Below are 16,613 nucleotides of genomic sequence, written 5' to 3'. Positions count from 1 at the left end.
CATGACCGAGCCCAACCCATCGCTCTACGAAATGCTACTGCAAAATTTCGACGGTGAACTGGATTTGTATCGCGTCAGCGAGCAGGACCAACACACGCTGTCGGTGCTGGACAATCTGCGACGCATCCTCAACAGCCGGTCGGGGACACTCAGTCATCTGCCAGATTACGGGCTGCCGGATATGGGGACGATCCTGCAAGGGTTACCGGCTACCGCCCATACCTTGGTCGCAGCGATGACTGACACCTTGCTCAAATACGAACCACGGTTGACGGCAATTGCCATCGAGCTGCTGCCCCAGGCACTGCCAGGGCATTTGGAGTGCGCCCTGGACGTGCAACTGAAAGGGGGGCAACGGTTAACGTTCGGGACCACCCTGGGGCTGGAGGGCAAAGTCCTGGTGCGTCACCTCAAGCGGTAGCACTACCTGCCGAAGCCGGGAATGGATAAATGGAAAGGAGGCGAGATGAGCGCGCTGTTTGAAGTGCATGTTCGAATCGGCGGAGATCCGCGCGGCTACGCTGAGTTCGCCGCCCTGCGCGACGAGTTGGCCAAACTGGGCCATCGCGCCTGTCCCGATGTGGATTGGCAAAAAGTCGAGCAGTTGTGTCTTGTGCTATTGCAATTGAACGGGGCGGAACTGCAAACCGTGAGTTTCTATGCGTTGGCTCGTAGTCAGCGTCACGGTTTGGATGGCATGGTCCAGGGCGTCAGGTTGCTCAAGACACTCAGCGGCCAATGGTCGAATTTATGGCCGCCCTCGGTGTCAGTGCGCTTGGATATCCTCGGGTGGTTGTTTGATCAACTGCACACACTGCTGCGTAGCCTGGCATTGGCGAACTGCAACCTGCGCACATTGCTTGAGTTGGACAATGCGCTGACGTGCCTGGATGAACGGTTGGTCAGCCGCACATCCGCGCCGTTGAAAACACTCCAGACGCTGCGCCAACAGATCTCTCACCTGATCCAGCGCTTGGAACGGAGCGATTTTAGCGCTGAAACAGCGTTGCTCCCCATCAGAGGGCCGGAACTGGTATTGGCGATGCCTATCGTGATCCTGCCGCCGCCGGACATGAAAACCGGCAGGAGGCGATTAATGCTGTGGCTGTGCGTATCGGCGCTTCTGCTTGCGCTGGCCGTTGGGTTCGTCTGGCGTACGGGGTTACTCGGGACTCAGAGAGATGTCGCCATGCCCGATCCGGTGCGTCTGGACAGCCTGTCACTGTTCGACGCTGGCAGTGCGGAGCTTAAACCTGGCTCGACCGACGTACTGGTCAAGGCCCTGGTCGATATCAAGGCCCAACCAGGCTGGCTGATCCTCATTGCCGGGCACACCGATGCGACGGGCTCGGTCGAGCAGAACCTACAACTGTCATACGCCCGCGCTTCAGCCGTGCGCGAATGGATACAACGTGTGGGGAGCATCGCCGCCGATTGCTTTGCCGTACAGGGTTTCGCCGCCAGCCAACCGATTGCAGGTAACGAAACCGAGGCAGGGCGGATGGCCAATCGGCGTGTCGATATTCGTCTGGTGCCCCAAGCGGGGGCTTGTGAAGTTTCCGTTACCGCGCCCGCAGGTGAAGCTCGTTCCATGTGAGGCGAGCTTGTAATGGCTGGAAAACAGGACGCGTTTTTTGTAGGGCATCAGCCTGAATTCCTACAAAAAAACAACGTATAGCCCGTTTTATTGCGCCTATGCTAGCGAGCCATCATGCAAGGTTTCGCATAACCAAGGAGAACAGGAATGGGATGGAAGGGAACCGGCTTCTCACCGGTGGAAGCATTGGATGCGACGCAATTTTCCGTAAGTGCGTAGAACTATGGAATTGCCTCCACCTCGGCCCGGGCTTGCGCCGCAATGAGTTGCACCAGTATCTCCGCCGGTTCGGCAAGGCTTGGTCGAGCCCGATGGACGAGCCCGACATCACGGTGGAAGGTGTGCTCCGCGAGGTCGAGGGCGCGCACACCCTCTGGCCATTTGCGGTGGGTCGCGGTTTGCGGCACCAGGGCCACACCGACGCCGTTTCCAACCAGCTTGATGATGGCCTCCAGTTCATCCAGCTCGCTGACTTCATGCAAGGCGAAATGCATCTTGCGCAGGAAGCGGTCCACCTGCCGGCCACCGAACGACGCCCGGTCATAACGAATGAAGGGCTGGCTGCCAAGCAGTTCGGCCCAGTCGTCTCCGGGGAGCGTGCTCGGAACGATCAGTCGATACGGCTCCAGCGCCAGGGTCATCCAGCGCAGGTCGCTCTGCAGCGAGAACGGCGGGCGGATGATGGCGGCCATGTCGATTTCGCCGGCATCCACCAGGTTGATCAACTCCATCGATACGCCAGGAAGGACCCGCGTTCGGCATTGCGGACATTGCTGGTGAAACCTGGCGAGCGCGTCTGGCAGGAAGGAGCGCTGCACCGAAGCGATAGCGCCAATGTTCACCAGGACGCTGGGTGCAAGCCCGGCAGGACTCGCGCCAAGATTGTCGTAAAGGCGCAACAATTCCTGGGCTTGCAAGAGTATTTGATGGCCCATCCGATTGAGATGAGCCGAGCGTCCCTTGCGGTCGAAAATCTCGAAGCCAAGCTCGGCCTCCAGACGCTGGATCTGCGCGCTGACCGCCGCCTGGGTGAGGCCGATTTTATTGCCTGCGGCAGCGAAAGTACCTTCCCGTGCTACGGCGATAAGGGTCTTGAGTTCTTTGATCATTCACAAATATTAATTGTGTTACTGAGAGAAATATATTGTTTTTCTTGTTTTGAGCCCGGCCTTACGATGGCCCGGTCCTTACAAAAGCAACAGGAGCCATGATGAGCCTTTCTCCCTTCCATCTCGCAATCCCTGTTTATGACCTTCCAGGCGCTCGGGCCTTTTATGGCGAGGTGTTTGGGTTGCAAGAGGGCCGCTCCAGCGCCCACTGGGTCGACTTCAATTTCTATGGCCATCAGTTGGTGATCCATGAACAGCCGAAGACCGCTTCCCAAGAGAGCGTCCACAGCAACCCGGTAGATGGGCACGACGTGCCGGTGCCTCACTTCGGCATCATTCTGGGTTGGCAGGAGTGGGAGGCGCTGGCCGAGCGGCTGAAATCCTTTGGCACCGAGTTTGTGATCGAGCCTTACATACGCTTCAAAGGGCAGGTGGGGGAGCAGGCCACGATGTTTCTGTTCGATCCTTGCGGTAATGCGCTGGAATTCAAGGCGTTCAAGGATATGAGCCAGCTTTTCGCAAAATGATCAAAACAAAGGCACGATGTTGTTGTGCCTTTTGATGTCAAGGGATCGGCTGATTCTGCGCGGGGTTGGCCATTCGTGCCGCGTAGCGCCGGGGCGAACACCCCATGATGCGTTTGAAAGCGGTGCTGAACGCGCTGTCCGACTCATAACCGAGTGACAAGGCGATGGACGATATCGAGTCGTTGCCATTCAACAACTTGTCCGCCGCCAGCAGCATTCGCCAACGTCCCAGGTATTCCATGGGTGAGGTGCCGACCTTCGACTTGAACCTGAGAGCAAAGCTGGACCGTGATAGTCCGGCGCGCTTGGCTAATGCCTGCAACGTCCAGCGATGGGAGGGTTGACTATGCATGGCTTCGATCGCGGTCCCGATGGTTCTATCGGCCAAGGCGTAAAACCAACCGACATGCTCTGTTGCTCCTTGCGCGAGGTGCGCTCGCAGGGCCTGAATCAGCATGATGTGCGCCAGGTGCTTGACGAGTAACGAACCTCCTGGTTGGTTTTCGCGCAATTCGTATCGCATCCGCTCCAGTGACCAGCGCAGATCGGCCTGCGCCGAGCTGTTGCGAATGTGCACGATAGGCGGGAGCTGGCCCATGAGGAACTGGGCATGTTCGGCGGCTAACGTAAAACGACTGCCGGCAAGAAAACAATCGCCACCGCCGTTGTAGGTCACGATGCCGTCGGCACGAGTCGCAGGAAAGAGGTTGTTGGCATCGATGGTGGGCAAGGCGAGATCGCTTGCCAGGCGAAACCGTCGTCCCCCTGCGGGTATCAGGAAGCAATCGCCGGTCTCCAGCCTTATAGGCTCGGGAATGCCGTCCATGACCAGCCAACACCGGCCGGAAATAACGGCATTGAATTTGTTGGCGTCAAAGGTGCTGAACTGAATCGCCCATTCTCCGCCAGCGTCCAACCCCGCGGAGGAGTAACTGTGTGGCCTGAAGAGCGAGAGGAGGTCTGAAAGCGGATCCATGGGTATTCCGGACGATGGCAAAGAAACTTGAGACGTTGGAGCATAGATCGTATCGATACCCGCGACTACTGTGGGCGCACTCAGGCCTGTTGATATGGCCTATCGAATGGAGTGCACCATGATAGTTGTCACCGCCCCAACCAGTAATATTGGTAGCCAAGTGCTTGAACGGCTTCTCGCTGAACGTGCATCGGTTCGTGTGATCGCTCGCGATCCTTCGCGGCTGCCCGCGCATACTCTGGAACGCGTCGAAGTCGTTGCGGGTTCTCACAGCGATGACGAGGTTGTCGATCGTGCTTTTCGAGGCGCCGACTCAGTGTTCTGGCTGGTTCCCCCTGATCCTCGTGCGCTCAGTGTCGAGGCGGCTTACCTCGACTTCAGCCAGGCGGCTTGTCGCGCGATCAAGCGCCATGCTGTCGGGCATGTGGTCGGTGTTTCCGGCCTGGGGCGCGGGGTTGCAGGTAATGCCGGCCTGGTGTCAGCCTCTCTGGCGATGGATGATCTCATCGCCAGCACAGGGGTAAATTATCGTGCACTGGCGATGCCGACGTTCATGGACAACATCCTGCGCCATGTTGACTCCATCAGAGACGCGGGGGTGTTTTACTCGCCAGTGTCAGGGGATCTGAAACTGCCCACCTGCGCCACTCGCGACATCGCCGCAGTTGCTGCCAAGCTGTTGATGGACCGAGACTGGACCGGTTACGACGACGTGCCCGTACTGGGTCCTGAGGACGTGTCGTTCAATGACATGGCGCAAATCATTTCCGAGGTGCTGGGCAAACCTGTGCGTTTCCAGCAAGTGGCCTACAACGATTTCAAGGATGGCTTGCTGGGGGCTGGCATGTCGCCCGCAATGGCGCAGGGTGTGCTGGATATGATGGTCGCGAAGAACAATGGGCTCGATAAAGCTCAATTGCGAACGCCTCAATCGACCACGCCGACTCATTTCCGTCAGTGGTGCGAGGAGGTGCTCAAGCCTGCGGTACTGCGTTGAATGTTTCGGCCTTTGTCGTTGCATCCTCTCCAATATCGAAATAAGGCTCTCCGCGATAGGTATCGGTCTGGCCAGAGACTAGATGGGAAAATAGGCAAATACATGCGAATGCCATTCATGAGTCTTGAGCGGTTTATGACTAAACTACAATTTGGTCACGGATTGTCAACCCTCTTCAGGATGCGTAAGCTGCTCCCATGAACCAGCCCTCAATACTTTCGCCCAGCACCCGCGGCCCCGCCGATCACGACATTCGAAACCAGATTGTCGCGGCGGCCAATGAGCATTTCAGTCAATACGGCTACGGCAAGACCACGGTGTCCGACCTGGCCAAGGCCATCGGGTTCTCCAAGGCCTACATCTACAAGTTCTTCGACTCCAAGCAGGCGATTGGCGAGGCCATCTGTAGCCAGTGCCTGGCAGAAATCGTCGCGGCGGTGGAGCAGGCCATCAGCGAAGACGGGCTTTCAGCGACGGAGCGTTTTCGCCGCCTGGTCAAGGCCCTGATTACCACAGGCGTAAACCTGTTTTTCAATGATCGCAAGCTCTATGACATTGCGGCGTTTTCCGCATCTGAGCAATGGCCCAGTTCGCAAGTCTATAACGCTCGGATCAAGAGCTTCGTGTTGCAAATCGTGCGCGAGGGACGGGAGCTGGGCGAGTTCGAACGCAAGACGCCATTGGACGAAACCGTAGACGCGATCCATCTGGCGCTGCGGCCTTTCGTCAATCCCTTGCTGCTGCAGTACAGCCTCGATTACGTCGAGGTTGCCCCCACGCTCACCTGCAACCTGATCTTGCGCAGCCTCATGCCTTGAGCTGTGGCTGAAGATTGCACCCAGGCCATTGCAGGCGACGCCTTTACCCATCCGATTCACCTCCCGTTCCAGCGACTGATGTTCGCCTTTATTTATCCAGTTCGTGACCATTGACACAAATGGTCACATGAATAAATATGACGCATCTGCTCTTAGCCTGGGGCGTCGGTATGACGAGCTTTGCCAAACTGCTGCAGCAATTCGATCCAGACGCCCCCTTTGTTTCTCCGCCCAACTGGCAGCAAGGTCGTACCATCTTTGGCGGGCTTTCGGCAGCGCTGTCGCTGCAGGCGGTCTTGCGGGAACGTCCAGCCGACTTTCCTCCGTTCAAGTCCGCCCAGGTGTCGTTCATCGCCCCGGTGACGCAGGCCCAGACGTTCGATGTAAGCGTGTTGCGCCAAGGACGCTCAGTCACCTCGGTATCCGTCGACTGCCTGTCGGGCAATGACCTTGCGTTGCGCACAATCCTGCTGTTCGCCCAGCCCCGGGCGAGCAAGATTACGCACGATTCCTGGGGCCGGCCGTTTGTGGCGGGACCGTCCCACTACGCCACCCTGGCGCTGGACAGCAAGATTGCTCCGGCCTGTGCTTATAACTTCGAGATGCGTCCTGCGGGCGGTTCGCTGCCGGTGTCCGGTGCTGAAAGTCCCGAATTATTGATGTGGGTCCGCCATCTGGATGCCCAGGGCGTGGACCCGGCCGTTGCCCTGATTGCGCTGGCTGACAGTTTGCCGCCGGCCGCCATGACCTGTTTCACCGAACCCGCCGCTATCAGCTCCGCGTCCTGGATGATTGACCTACCGCAGCCAGCCGCTGTCGGCGAATGGTTCCTCGTCAGCTCTTTCAGCCAGCAGGCGCTGGAAGGGTACTCGTTACAGGACATGGAGATATGGGACGAAAGCGGCCGCCGCGTGCTTTGGGCGCGCCAAACGGTGGCGATTTTTACCTGATACAAAACACCCTAACCAGACTACCGCTCCCAGAGTTCCAATAATGAAAAAAATAAAGCTCAAGGCCCCTATGGGTCTTGCCGTTGCGTTCGCCACTTCTCATGCGCTTGCAAGCGGTTTTGCCCTCAATGAACAGAGCATCAGCGGGATGGGATCGGGGTTTGCCGGTCGCTCGTCCTCGGCCGAGGACGCGAGCACCGTCTTCGGCAACCCCGCGGGCATGTCTCGTCTGAAATCAGAGCAGGTCAGCCTGGGGGCGGCGACGCTCTTCGCGAAGAATGACATCAGCCAGACCCGCAGTACCTTTGGCGGCCAGGAAGACGGCGACGTCGTGCCCACGACCACCGTGCCCATGGGTTACTACGTCAAGCCCATCGATGAACATTGGGCGTTCGGCGTGGGTTTCTATGTGCCGTTCGGCTTGATTACCGATTACGGCAGCGACTTTGCCGGGCGCTACTATGGCAACAAAAGCGAGGTCACGACGCTCACGTTCCAGCCCACCATCAGCTATGCCTTCAATGACAGGGTTTCGATCGGGTTCGGTCCGACTGTCAACCGTATCAGTGGCGAGATAACCGGCACAGTGCCCAACCCACTGAGCCCGGGTCGCAATGATGGGAAACTCAAAAGCAACGGCGACGATACAGCACTTGGTTTCAACGCCGGTATCCTGGTGCAGGCGACGGATCGAACCCGTGTGGGATTGACCTACCATTCCAAGGTCAGCTACCACCTGGACGCCAAGACCAAGGTCACCAACGGCATCTTTAGCGTGTTAGGTGTCAGCGGCGAGAGCTATGACGCTTCGCTGGATGTGGACACCCCGGAGTCCGTGGACGTCTCGGTGACTCACCAGCTCGACAATGATTGGACCTTGTACGCGGGCAGTACCTGGACACGCTGGAGTCGCTTCAAGGAGTTGACCATCGAGAACACCGGCTTGCCACCTTTATTGAGCGGCTCGCTGGGCACTATTACCGAAGAACAGAACTGGCACGATACGTGGGCTCACGCCATTGGCACGTCGTATCAGTTGAATAACCAGTGGGTGCTACGCGCAGGCTTCTCGGTCGACCAGTCGCCCGCCAACAACACCAACCGTGGGCCACGTATTCCTACCGGCGACCGAAAAATCGTCAGTTTCGGCGCCGGCTGGACGCCAGTGGACAACGTCACGATCGACGTCGCTTATTCCTATCTGTGGGAGGAGAGCGTACGGGTCAACGAAACCTCGCCAGCCAGAGGTGCCTACAGCGCCAAGTACAGGAACAGCGCGAGCGGCCTGGGTACTTCCGTTAGCTATCGTTTCTGATCGAGTGCCGCTTTACCGGCCGGGAGTATAGGCTGACTCCCGGCTTTCAGAGCGCTTCGCCATCCTTTCAGGCGCCCATGATGCGTGCCATGAGACCTTGGTGAAACCGACGCGGCGTGGCCCAGGTCAGGACGGTCATTGCCTTGTTGCCAAAGCCCGGCACGACACTCAATCGTCCGGCTTGCAGTGCTCGAATGCCTGCGCGGACCACGGGTTGTGGCTGCATCATGACCATTTTCAAGGCTGGCGTAATCGTTTGCCTGGCGCTTTGCGCAAACCCGGTATCCGACATCCCTGGACAAAGTGCCGTCACGATGACGCCGTCGCTTTTGAGTTCACGATGCAACGCATCAGAGAAGCGCAGCACGTAAGCTTTAGCGGCAGAGTAAACGGCAAAATTCTTCACGCCTTGAAAAGACAGCAGGCTGGCGACCATCAGGATGTGTCCACGCTTGCGGGCTCGCATGTCTGCCGCGAAGACGTGAGTCAGGGCCGTCAGGCTGGCGATATCCAGATCAATCATGGCCAGGGAACGATCCAGAGGCTGATCCAGAAAAGGCCCTTGCAGTCCATGTCCCGCATTGTTGATGAGCACATCGATCAGGATATTGCGCTCGCTCAGTCGCGCGTGCAGATCGATGATCGCGGGGATCGAGGACAGGTCTACTTGTTCGACGAGCACCTCTATGTGGAAGCGTTCGCGCAACTGCGCTGCCAGCGCTTCGAGTCTATCCAACCTGCGCGCTACCAGGACGAGCGATTTCCCCTGTGCTGCGTATTGCCGGGCAAACTCTTCGCCAAATCCGCTTGAGGCGCCAGTGATGAGCACCCAGGAGCGTTCGTTCGGTTTCATATCGTTGTTCTCTGGTTGTGAGCGGAAGGAGAAGGAGCCGCAGGTGTTGTGTAACGGGGTCGGCTCAGCGAGTCGCCACCGGTTGGGTTTCAGAAGGCTGCCAGCCACCGCCGAGCGCCCTGAATGCTGCCACCGCCGCCCGTGCCGATTCCGTGCGTGCTTGCGCCCGGGCATCGGAGACTTGCAGCAGCGTCGCGTCGGCATTCAGGACATCGATCAGGCTGGCTGTGCCTTTCTGATAGGCGATGAATGACGATTGGCGGGCCTGCGTCAGCGAGGTTTCGCCCTGGGTGAGGGTGCTCGCCTGGGATTCTCGATTCACCAGCGCGGAGAAGGCGTTCTCGACGTCCTCGGTGGCGCGCAATACGGACTGGCGGTAAGCCGCCAGCGCTTCGGCTTCCTGCCCCTTGGCCTGATCGATTTGCGCATTGATGCGGCCAAAGTCGAAGAGTCTCCAGCGCAGGCCCAGCGCGCCGGCCGCCTGGCTGGCGTCGCCGGTGAAGAGGTTGCCGCCGGAAACTGCCGTGGCACTGCCCAGCAATGCACTGAGGGAGAATTTCGGATAGTACTCAGCAACGGCCTCGCCGATACGCGCATTGGAGGCGGCAAGACGGCGCTCGGCCACGATCAGATCTGGTCGGCGGCGCAGCAGATCGGCGGGGGTTCCCATGGTCGTTATCTGTGGCGCCAGAGGGATGCTTCGTGCATTCGCCAGTTGCGTGCGATGGGTGCCGGGCGGCGTGCCAAGCATGACGTCCAGCGCATTCATGGCGGCATCCAGGCCGGTCTGCAGTACGGGAACCGTCGCCCGGACCTGCGAGAGGGTGCCCTCGACCTGGTGAACCTGATAGCTGGCCGCAAGGCCCTTGCTGTAGAGCAGTTGGACTTTTTCCAGCAAACCCTGTTGCGTCTTGACTTGTTGGTTGGCGATGTCCAGCCGCGCCTGCAACCCGCGGGCGGTGATGTAGAGGTCGGCGGTCTGTGCGGCAATGGCAAGTCGTGTGGCCGCGACGCCAGCCTCGGAAGCCTGGTATTGGGCCAATGCCGCCTCGCGTCCGCGGCGCAGGCCCCCAAACAGGTCTACCTCCCAGCTGGCACCCACGTTAAGTTCGTAGGCGTTCCCGTACCGATCGTATCCAGGTGTCGAGTTCAGCACTTGGCCAAGGGGTGTTTCCACGGATTGGTAGGAGCGCGCGGCCTGGCCGTTGATGTTTCCAGAGGGCAATAACGCGGCATTTGCAGCACCCAGGCCTGCCCGTGCCTGGGTGACGCGGGCCGATGCCTGCGCCAGGTCCAGGTTCTGCTCAAGTGCCTTGGCAACGAGGTCGCTGAGCACTGGATCCGCAAAGCCTTCCCACCATGCGGCGAAGCTGGCCGATGTCGCTGCGGACCTCTGCTCGACAGACGCCTGGCCCAGGTAACGATGCGCCAGCGCAGCGTCCGGACGCTGGTAGTCCGGACCGACCGTGCAACCTGTCATCAAGCTGAAGCTCACCAGCAAAGCAGCGGGGTGGAGGGGCGACATTGAGACTCCTGGAGCCATGGATGGTTTGTGACCATATTATATTATGGTCACAATCTGTCAATGAACACTCGTAGGACGCAGCGGCAAGATGATCTATTAATCGGCAAGCATTGCTGCAACCAATGCAATGTGATGAATGGTGACGATTGACAGTAATAGTCACTAGATTGAGAATGGGGCTCCTGTCCTATCTGCCCAAAAGGGAACCTATGCTCCGGCTTCGACCTGTCACCTTTGCCGTTTGCTTGTTGCCTCTCGTCCTGACGGCGTGTGGCGACTCATCCACCGCTAAAGACCCCCGCACGCTTGCGCCCTTGGTGCGCGTCTCTGAAGTCCAGGGTTCGTCTGATCTCTCACGATCTTTTACCGGTGTCGTGGCGGCTCGGGTCCAGAGCGATCTGGGCTTTCGGGTAGCGGGCAAGGTGCTTGAGCGCCTGGTCGATAGCGGACAGGCGGTCAAACGGGGGCAGCCGTTGATGCGCCTCGACCCCATCGACCTGGGGCTGCAGGCGCGAGCCCAACAAGAGGCGGTCGCTGCCGCCCGGGCCCGGGCCAAGCAGACCGCCGATGACGAGGCACGCTATCGCGACCTGGTCGCCGCAGGTGCTATTTCTGCATCGGGCTACGATCAGATCAAAGCCGCTGCCGATACCGCCAAGGCACAACTGAGCGCCGCACAAGCGCAGGCTGACGTCGCCCAGAACGCGTCTGGCTATGCCGTGTTGCTCGCCGATGCCGACGGCGTGGTGATGGACACGCTCGCCGAGCCCGGGCAAGTCGTCAGTCCCGGGCAAACCGTGGTTCGACTGGCGCGGGCAGGGCAGCGTGAAGCCGTTGTGCAATTGCCCGAGACCTTGCGGCCTGCCGCAGGCTCCACCGCACAGGCGACGCTTTATGGCGTTACCACGGGGGCGGTCACCGCGAAGCTGAGGCTGCTGTCGGATTCGGCTGACCGCGTGACGCGGACCTTCGAGGCGCGGTATGTGCTGGAGGGCGCGCTGGCCAATGCGCCGCTGGGTTCGACTGTCACCCTTCGCATCGCCGAAGACAGTGCGCAACGGCAGGCGCTGCAAGTGCCGATCGCTGCCGTTTTTGACCCGGGCAACGGCACCGGCGTGTGGGTCATAGACGGGGAACCGGCGAAAGTCACCTGGCGACCTGTGCAAATCCTGGGTTTGAGCGATGACGCTGCGCGAGTCTCCGGCAATCTCAATGCGGGCGAGCGGATTGTCGGGCTCGGCGCCCATCTGCTGCGTGAGGGTGAAGAAGTGCGGCTGGCTCAACCGGGTGACGTGAAGGTTGCCGGGGGCCGTCCATGAGCCTCAACCTGTCGGCACTCGCCGTTCGCGAGCGCTCCATTACCGTGTTCCTGATTTTTCTGATTGCCGTCGCAGGCACCTTGGCGTTCTTCCAGCTGGGGCGTGCCGAGGACCCGCCGTTTACGGTCAAGCAGTTGACCGTCATCACGGCATGGCCGGGCGCGACCGCCCAAGAGATGCAGGACCAGGTTGCCGAGCCGCTTGAAAAGCGCCTGCAAGAACTGAAGTGGTACGACCGCACGGAAACCTACACCCGTCCGGGCCTGGCGTTCACCATGGTGTCGCTGGTCGATCGCACGCCACCTTCGCAAGTGCAGGAGGAGTTCTATCAGGCGCGCAAGAAGCTCCAGGACGAAGCACTCAAGTTGCCGGCGGGCGTGATTGGGCCGATGGTCAACGACGAGTTTGCCGATGTGACGTTCGCGCTGTTCGCCCTGAAAGCCAAAGGCGAGCCGCAGCGGCTTCTGGTGCGTGATGCCGAAGCGTTGCGTCAGCGCCTGTTGCACGTGGCGGGTGTGAAAAAGGTCAACATCATCGGCGAGCAGGCCGAGCGCATCTTTGTGTCCTTCTCCCATGACCGGCTGGCCACCTTGGGCGTTTCGCCCCAGGATATCTTTGCCGCGCTGAACAGCCAGAACCTGCTCACGCCCGCCGGTTCCATCGAAACCAACGGGCCGCAGGTGGTCCTGCGGGTGGACGGCGCCTTCGATAAACTGGCAAAAATTCGTGACACGCCCCTGGCGATTCAAGGTCGCACACTCAAGCTCTCGGACGTCGCGACCGTCGAGCGTGGCTATGAAGATCCGGCCACCTTCCTGGTGCGCAATAACGGCGAAGAAGCGCTGTTGCTGGGCGTCGTGATGCGCGAGGGCTGGAACGGCCTGGACCTGGGCAAGGCCCTGGACGCGGAGACGGCCAAGATCAATGAAGGCATGCCACTGGGCATGACGTTGACCAAGGTCACCGATCAAGCCGTGAACATTGACTCGGCCGTCGGCGAGTTCATGGTCAAGTTTTTTGTCGCGCTGCTGGTTGTCATGCTCGTTTGCTTTCTCAGCATGGGCTGGCGTGTAGGCGTTGTGGTCGCCGCCGCCGTACCGTTGACACTGGCGATAGTGTTTGTGGTGATGGCGGCCACCGGAAAGAACTTCGACCGGATCACCCTGGGTTCGCTGATCCTGGCGCTCGGGCTGTTGGTGGATGACGCCATCATCGCTATCGAGATGATGGTGGTGAAGATGGAGGAGGGCTATGACCGGATCAAGGCCTCCGCGTATGCCTGGAGCCATACGGCCGCACCGATGCTCTCCGGCACGCTGGTGACGGCGATCGGCTTCATGCCCAACGGTTTCGCTCAGTCGACCGCTGGCGAGTACACCAGCAACATGTTCTGGATCGTCGGCATTGCCCTGATCGCTTCCTGGGTGGTGGCGGTGGCCTTCACCCCTTACCTGGGGGTGAAGCTGTTGCCGGACATCAAGCAGGTCGAGGGCGGCCACGCAGCCATCTATAACACTCGACACTACAATCGTTTTCGCCGGGTCCTGACCCGCGTCATCGCGCGCAAATGGTGGGTGGCCGGCACCGTGATCGTGACATTTGTCGTGGCGATTCTCGGCATGGGGCTGGTGAAGAAACAGTTCTTCCCGACCTCCGACCGCCCGGAGGTGCTGATCGAAGTACAAATGCCCTATGGCACCTCCATTGAGCAGACCAGCGCCACCACCGCCAAGGTCGAGGCCTGGTTGCAAAAACAGGACGAGGCAAAAATCGTTACGGCCTACATCGGCCAGGGCTCGCCGCGCTTCTACCTGGCAATGGCGCCGGAACTGCCCGATCCTTCGTTCGCCAAGATCGTGGTATTGACCGACAGCCAGGAAGCGCGCGAGACCCTCAAGTTCCGTCTCCGCGAGGCGGCTGCCGAGGGGCTCGCCCCAGAGGCGCGGATCCGGGTGACGCAACTGGTGTTCGGCCCTTATTCGCCATTTCCGGTTGCCTACCGGGTGATGGGGCCGGATCCGTCGACATTGCGCGAGATCGCGGGCCAGGTCCAGGATGTCATGCAGGCGAGCCCGCTGATGCGAACCGTCAATACCGACTGGGGACCGCTGGTGCCGACGTTGCATTTCACCCTGGACCAGGATCGTTTGCAGGCGGTCGGCCTGACGTCAAATGCCGTCGCGCAGCAATTGCAGTTCCTGCTCACGGGGGTGCCGATCACGGCGGTTCGCGAGGACATCCGTTCGGTGCAGGTGGTCGGTCGTGCTGCCGGTGACATTCGCCTCGATCCGGCCAGGATCGAAGGGTTTACCCTGGTGGGCGCGGCGGGCCAGCGCATTCCGCTGTCCCAGGTAGGCGAGGTCGATGTGCGCATGGAGGATCCGATTCTTCGTCGCCGTGATCGCACCCCGACCATGACCGTGCGCGGCGACATTGCCGAAGGCTTGCAGCCACCGGACGTCTCGAGCGCGATCATAAAGGCACTGCAGCCTATCATCGAGACGCTGCCGAGCGGCTACCGGATCGAGCAGGCAGGCGCCATCGAGGAGTCGGGCAAGGCCGGCAAGGCGATCGTGCCGCTGGTGCCGATCATGGTGGCCCTGACGCTGCTGATCATCATCGTGCAGGTGCGTTCGATCTCGGCCATGATCATGGTGTTCCTCACCGCACCGCTGGGCCTGATTGGCGTGGTGCCGACGTTGCTGATCTTCCAGCAGCCGTTCGGGATCAACGCCCTGGTCGGACTGATCGCACTGTCGGGCATCCTGATGCGCAACACACTGATCCTGATCGGGCAGATCCATCACAACAAACAGGAAGGGCTGGAGCCCTTCCATGCGGTCATTGAGGCCACGGTGCAACGGGCCCGCCCGGTACTGTTGACGGCACTGGCGGCCATCCTGGCTTTCATTCCGCTGACGCATTCGGTGTTCTGGGGGACGCTGGCCTACACGCTGATCGGCGGCACGTTCGTGGGCACCATCATGACGCTGGTGTTCCTGCCCGCGATGTATTCCATCTGGTTCAGGATCCGTCCTGACCCTTCAGCGCAGGCTCAGACAGCTGTGCAGGTTTAAGCAGCGCATTTGTGCTTTTTAGTGAACATCGACTGAGATATGAAGAGGTTTCAATGATGACTTCCCAAGGTCAAAAACGCATCGTCGTCACCGGCGTGGGCATTGTCGGCCCGTTGGGCTGTGGCGTTGAAGAAGTCTGGCAGCGCCTGCTGGCCGGGCGCTCCGGCATTCGTATCCTGTCTGGCGACATTACCGAGGGAACTGGCGTGGCGGTGGGTGGCCAGGTGCCGTCGTTGGAGGAGGACGCCATCGCCGGTTACGACCCGGAGCGCATCATCCCGGCCAAGGATCGCAAGAAGATGGATCGCTTTATCGAGTTCGCGCTGGTAGCCGCCGACGAAGCCCTGGCCCAGGCCGACTGGCATCCGACCGAAGCGGCCGACCAGGAGCGGACTGCCACTATCATCTCGTCGGGCGTGGGGGGCTTTGGCGCGATTGCCGATGCCGTGCGTACCACCGACGCTCGCGGCCCACGTCGCTTGTCACCGTTCACGGCGCCGGCCTTTCTCGCCAACATGGCGGCGGGGCACGTTTCCATCCGCCATGGTTTCAAGGGGCCGCTTGGCGCGCCGGTAACGGCCTGCGCGGCCGGGGTGCAGGCCATTGGCGATGCGGCCAGGCTGATCAGGAGCGGTGAGGCGGATATCGCCTTGTGCGGCGGTACCGAAGCGGCAATCGATCGTGTCACCCTGGGCTGCTTCGCGGCGGCTCGCGCGCTGTCCACGGGATTTGCCGAGCGCCCGCAGGAGGCCTCGCGTCCCTTCGACCGTGATCGCGATGGCTTTGTCATGGCCGAGGGCGCCGGCGTGCTGGTGATCGAATCGCTGGAACATGCCCTGGCACGCGGGGCCAAGCCCCTGGCGGAACTGGTGGGTTATGGCACCAGCGCCGATGCCTACCATCTGACGGCGGGCCCGGAAGACGGCAACGGCGCTCGGCGTGCGATGGAACAGGCGCTGCGCCAGGCCGCTGTCAGCCCGGCCGATGTGCAGCATATCAATGCCCACGCGACGTCTACCCAGGTGGGCGACAACGGTGAACTGGCGGCGATTCGCTCGGTGTTCGGGCGCGATAGCGATGTGGCGATCACCTCCACCAAGTCGGCCACCGGGCATCTGCTGGGGGCGGCTGGCGGTATTGAGGCTATTTTTACGGTGTTGGCGCTTCGGGACCAGATCGTTCCGCCTACCCTGAACCTGGTTCATCCTGATGAGGCTGCATTGGGGCTTGATCTGGTTGGCTTGGAGGCCAGGAAGATGCCGATTACCTATGCGCTTTCCAATGGGTTTGGGTTTGGTGGGGTTAATGCCAGCGTGTTGTTTCGTCGTTGGGGGGCTGAGGTTTAGGGGGCGTGTGTATATCCGTTGCTGCGGTAACGGCCGCTTAGGGTTCCGCCCTGACGGCGGGTCACTTTCGAAAAGCGTGTACGGACCGGACACATGGTTGACACCTGTGCGGGGACATAGTGGACACATTATGCGCCGTAGTCAGGGTTATTCACGTCGAAGGTCCGTAGAAAGTGATGGCAGAAGTAGACGTCAAACAAGCCA

14 protein-coding genes are annotated in these 16,613 nt (G+C 60.3%); 10 read left to right on the top strand and 4 right to left on the bottom strand.

Annotated elements, in window-relative coordinates; all coding sequences use genetic code 11:
* Position 1: 1 nt before the first annotated feature.
* Together tssE and B0E42_RS15875 are read left to right on the top strand one after the other, a co-directional pair.
* A complete protein-coding gene (gene tssE, locus B0E42_RS15880) occupies positions 2-421 on the top strand; it encodes a type VI secretion system baseplate subunit TssE (RefSeq protein ID WP_077506809.1) in 420 nt (139 codons plus the stop codon).
* Between the two features lie 45 nt (positions 422-466).
* Entirely contained in the window at positions 467-1,597 is a 1,131-nt protein-coding gene (locus tag B0E42_RS15875; RefSeq protein ID WP_077506808.1) for an OmpA family protein, read from the top strand.
* A gap of 221 nt (positions 1,598-1,818) precedes the next feature.
* On the opposite strand, the gene B0E42_RS15870 is transcribed toward B0E42_RS15875, so the two are convergent.
* Positions 1,819-2,706 (bottom strand): LysR substrate-binding domain-containing protein, encoded by an 888-nt coding sequence (locus B0E42_RS15870; RefSeq protein WP_077506807.1) that lies wholly within the window; start codon positions 2,704-2,706, stop codon positions 1,819-1,821.
* A gap of 101 nt (positions 2,707-2,807) precedes the next feature.
* On the opposite strand from B0E42_RS15870, the gene B0E42_RS15865 reads away from it, so the two are divergent.
* A complete protein-coding gene (locus tag B0E42_RS15865) occupies positions 2,808-3,233 on the top strand; it encodes a VOC family protein (RefSeq protein ID WP_018601473.1) in 426 nt (141 codons plus the stop codon).
* Between the two features lie 37 nt (positions 3,234-3,270).
* Here the strand turns inward: B0E42_RS15865 and B0E42_RS15860 are convergent, their stop codons facing one another.
* Positions 3,271-4,209 (bottom strand): AraC family transcriptional regulator, encoded by a 939-nt coding sequence (locus B0E42_RS15860; RefSeq protein WP_077506806.1) that lies wholly within the window; start codon positions 4,207-4,209, stop codon positions 3,271-3,273.
* A gap of 118 nt (positions 4,210-4,327) precedes the next feature.
* On the opposite strand from B0E42_RS15860, the gene B0E42_RS15855 reads away from it, so the two are divergent.
* From B0E42_RS15855 to B0E42_RS15840, 4 genes are all read left to right on the top strand, one after another.
* Entirely contained in the window at positions 4,328-5,206 is an 879-nt protein-coding gene (locus B0E42_RS15855; protein ID WP_053180084.1) for an NAD(P)H-binding protein, read from the top strand.
* 197 nt (positions 5,207-5,403) lie between these two features.
* Entirely contained in the window at positions 5,404-6,024 is a 621-nt protein-coding gene (locus tag B0E42_RS15850) for a TetR/AcrR family transcriptional regulator (protein ID WP_018601471.1), read from the top strand.
* A gap of 137 nt (positions 6,025-6,161) precedes the next feature.
* Positions 6,162-6,974 carry a thioesterase family protein gene (locus B0E42_RS15845; RefSeq protein ID WP_077506805.1) on the top strand — a complete coding sequence of 271 codons (813 nt, stop codon included), beginning with the start codon at positions 6,162-6,164 and terminating at the stop codon, positions 6,972-6,974.
* Positions 6,975-7,017: 43 nt separating this feature from the next.
* A complete protein-coding gene (locus tag B0E42_RS15840) occupies positions 7,018-8,289 on the top strand; it encodes an OmpP1/FadL family transporter (RefSeq protein ID WP_077506804.1) in 1,272 nt (423 codons plus the stop codon).
* Between the two features lie 67 nt (positions 8,290-8,356).
* Here B0E42_RS15840 and B0E42_RS15835 read toward each other — a convergent pair whose 3' ends face one another.
* Together B0E42_RS15835 and B0E42_RS15830 are read right to left on the bottom strand one after the other, a co-directional pair.
* Positions 8,357-9,142: an SDR family oxidoreductase gene (locus tag B0E42_RS15835; RefSeq protein ID WP_053180079.1), complete on the bottom strand. Its 786-nt coding sequence runs from the start codon at positions 9,140-9,142 to the stop codon at positions 8,357-8,359.
* 64 nt (positions 9,143-9,206) lie between these two features.
* Positions 9,207-10,667 carry an efflux transporter outer membrane subunit gene (locus B0E42_RS15830; RefSeq protein ID WP_077506803.1) on the bottom strand — a complete coding sequence of 487 codons (1,461 nt, stop codon included), beginning with the start codon at positions 10,665-10,667 and terminating at the stop codon, positions 9,207-9,209.
* A gap of 209 nt (positions 10,668-10,876) precedes the next feature.
* On the opposite strand from B0E42_RS15830, the gene B0E42_RS15825 reads away from it, so the two are divergent.
* Genes B0E42_RS15825 through fabF form a run of 3 tightly spaced genes read left to right on the top strand, consistent with a single transcriptional unit; the run spans position 10,877 to position 16,409 of the window.
* Positions 10,877-11,986, top strand: a complete 1,110-nt coding sequence (locus tag B0E42_RS15825; protein ID WP_077506840.1) for an efflux RND transporter periplasmic adaptor subunit — start codon at positions 10,877-10,879, stop codon at positions 11,984-11,986.
* Positions 11,983-15,063: an efflux RND transporter permease subunit gene (locus B0E42_RS15820; protein ID WP_077506802.1), complete on the top strand. Its 3,081-nt coding sequence runs from the start codon at positions 11,983-11,985 to the stop codon at positions 15,061-15,063. Before B0E42_RS15825 ends, B0E42_RS15820 begins: the two co-directional genes overlap by 4 nt.
* A 53-nt stretch (positions 15,064-15,116) precedes the next feature.
* The gene (fabF, locus tag B0E42_RS15815; RefSeq protein WP_033062391.1) at positions 15,117-16,409 is read left to right on the top strand and encodes a beta-ketoacyl-ACP synthase II; all 1,293 of its coding nucleotides are present in this window, start codon (positions 15,117-15,119) and stop codon (positions 16,407-16,409) included.
* Positions 16,410-16,613 lie beyond the last annotated feature (204 nt).

Origin of the sequence: Pseudomonas sp. A25(2017) (assembly GCF_002001065.1) — a bacterium.
GTDB lineage: Bacteria > Pseudomonadota > Gammaproteobacteria > Pseudomonadales > Pseudomonadaceae > Aquipseudomonas > Aquipseudomonas kilonensis.
Note: the sequence above shows the minus strand (reverse complement) of the source record. Positions and strands in the feature narration are given on the sequence as shown.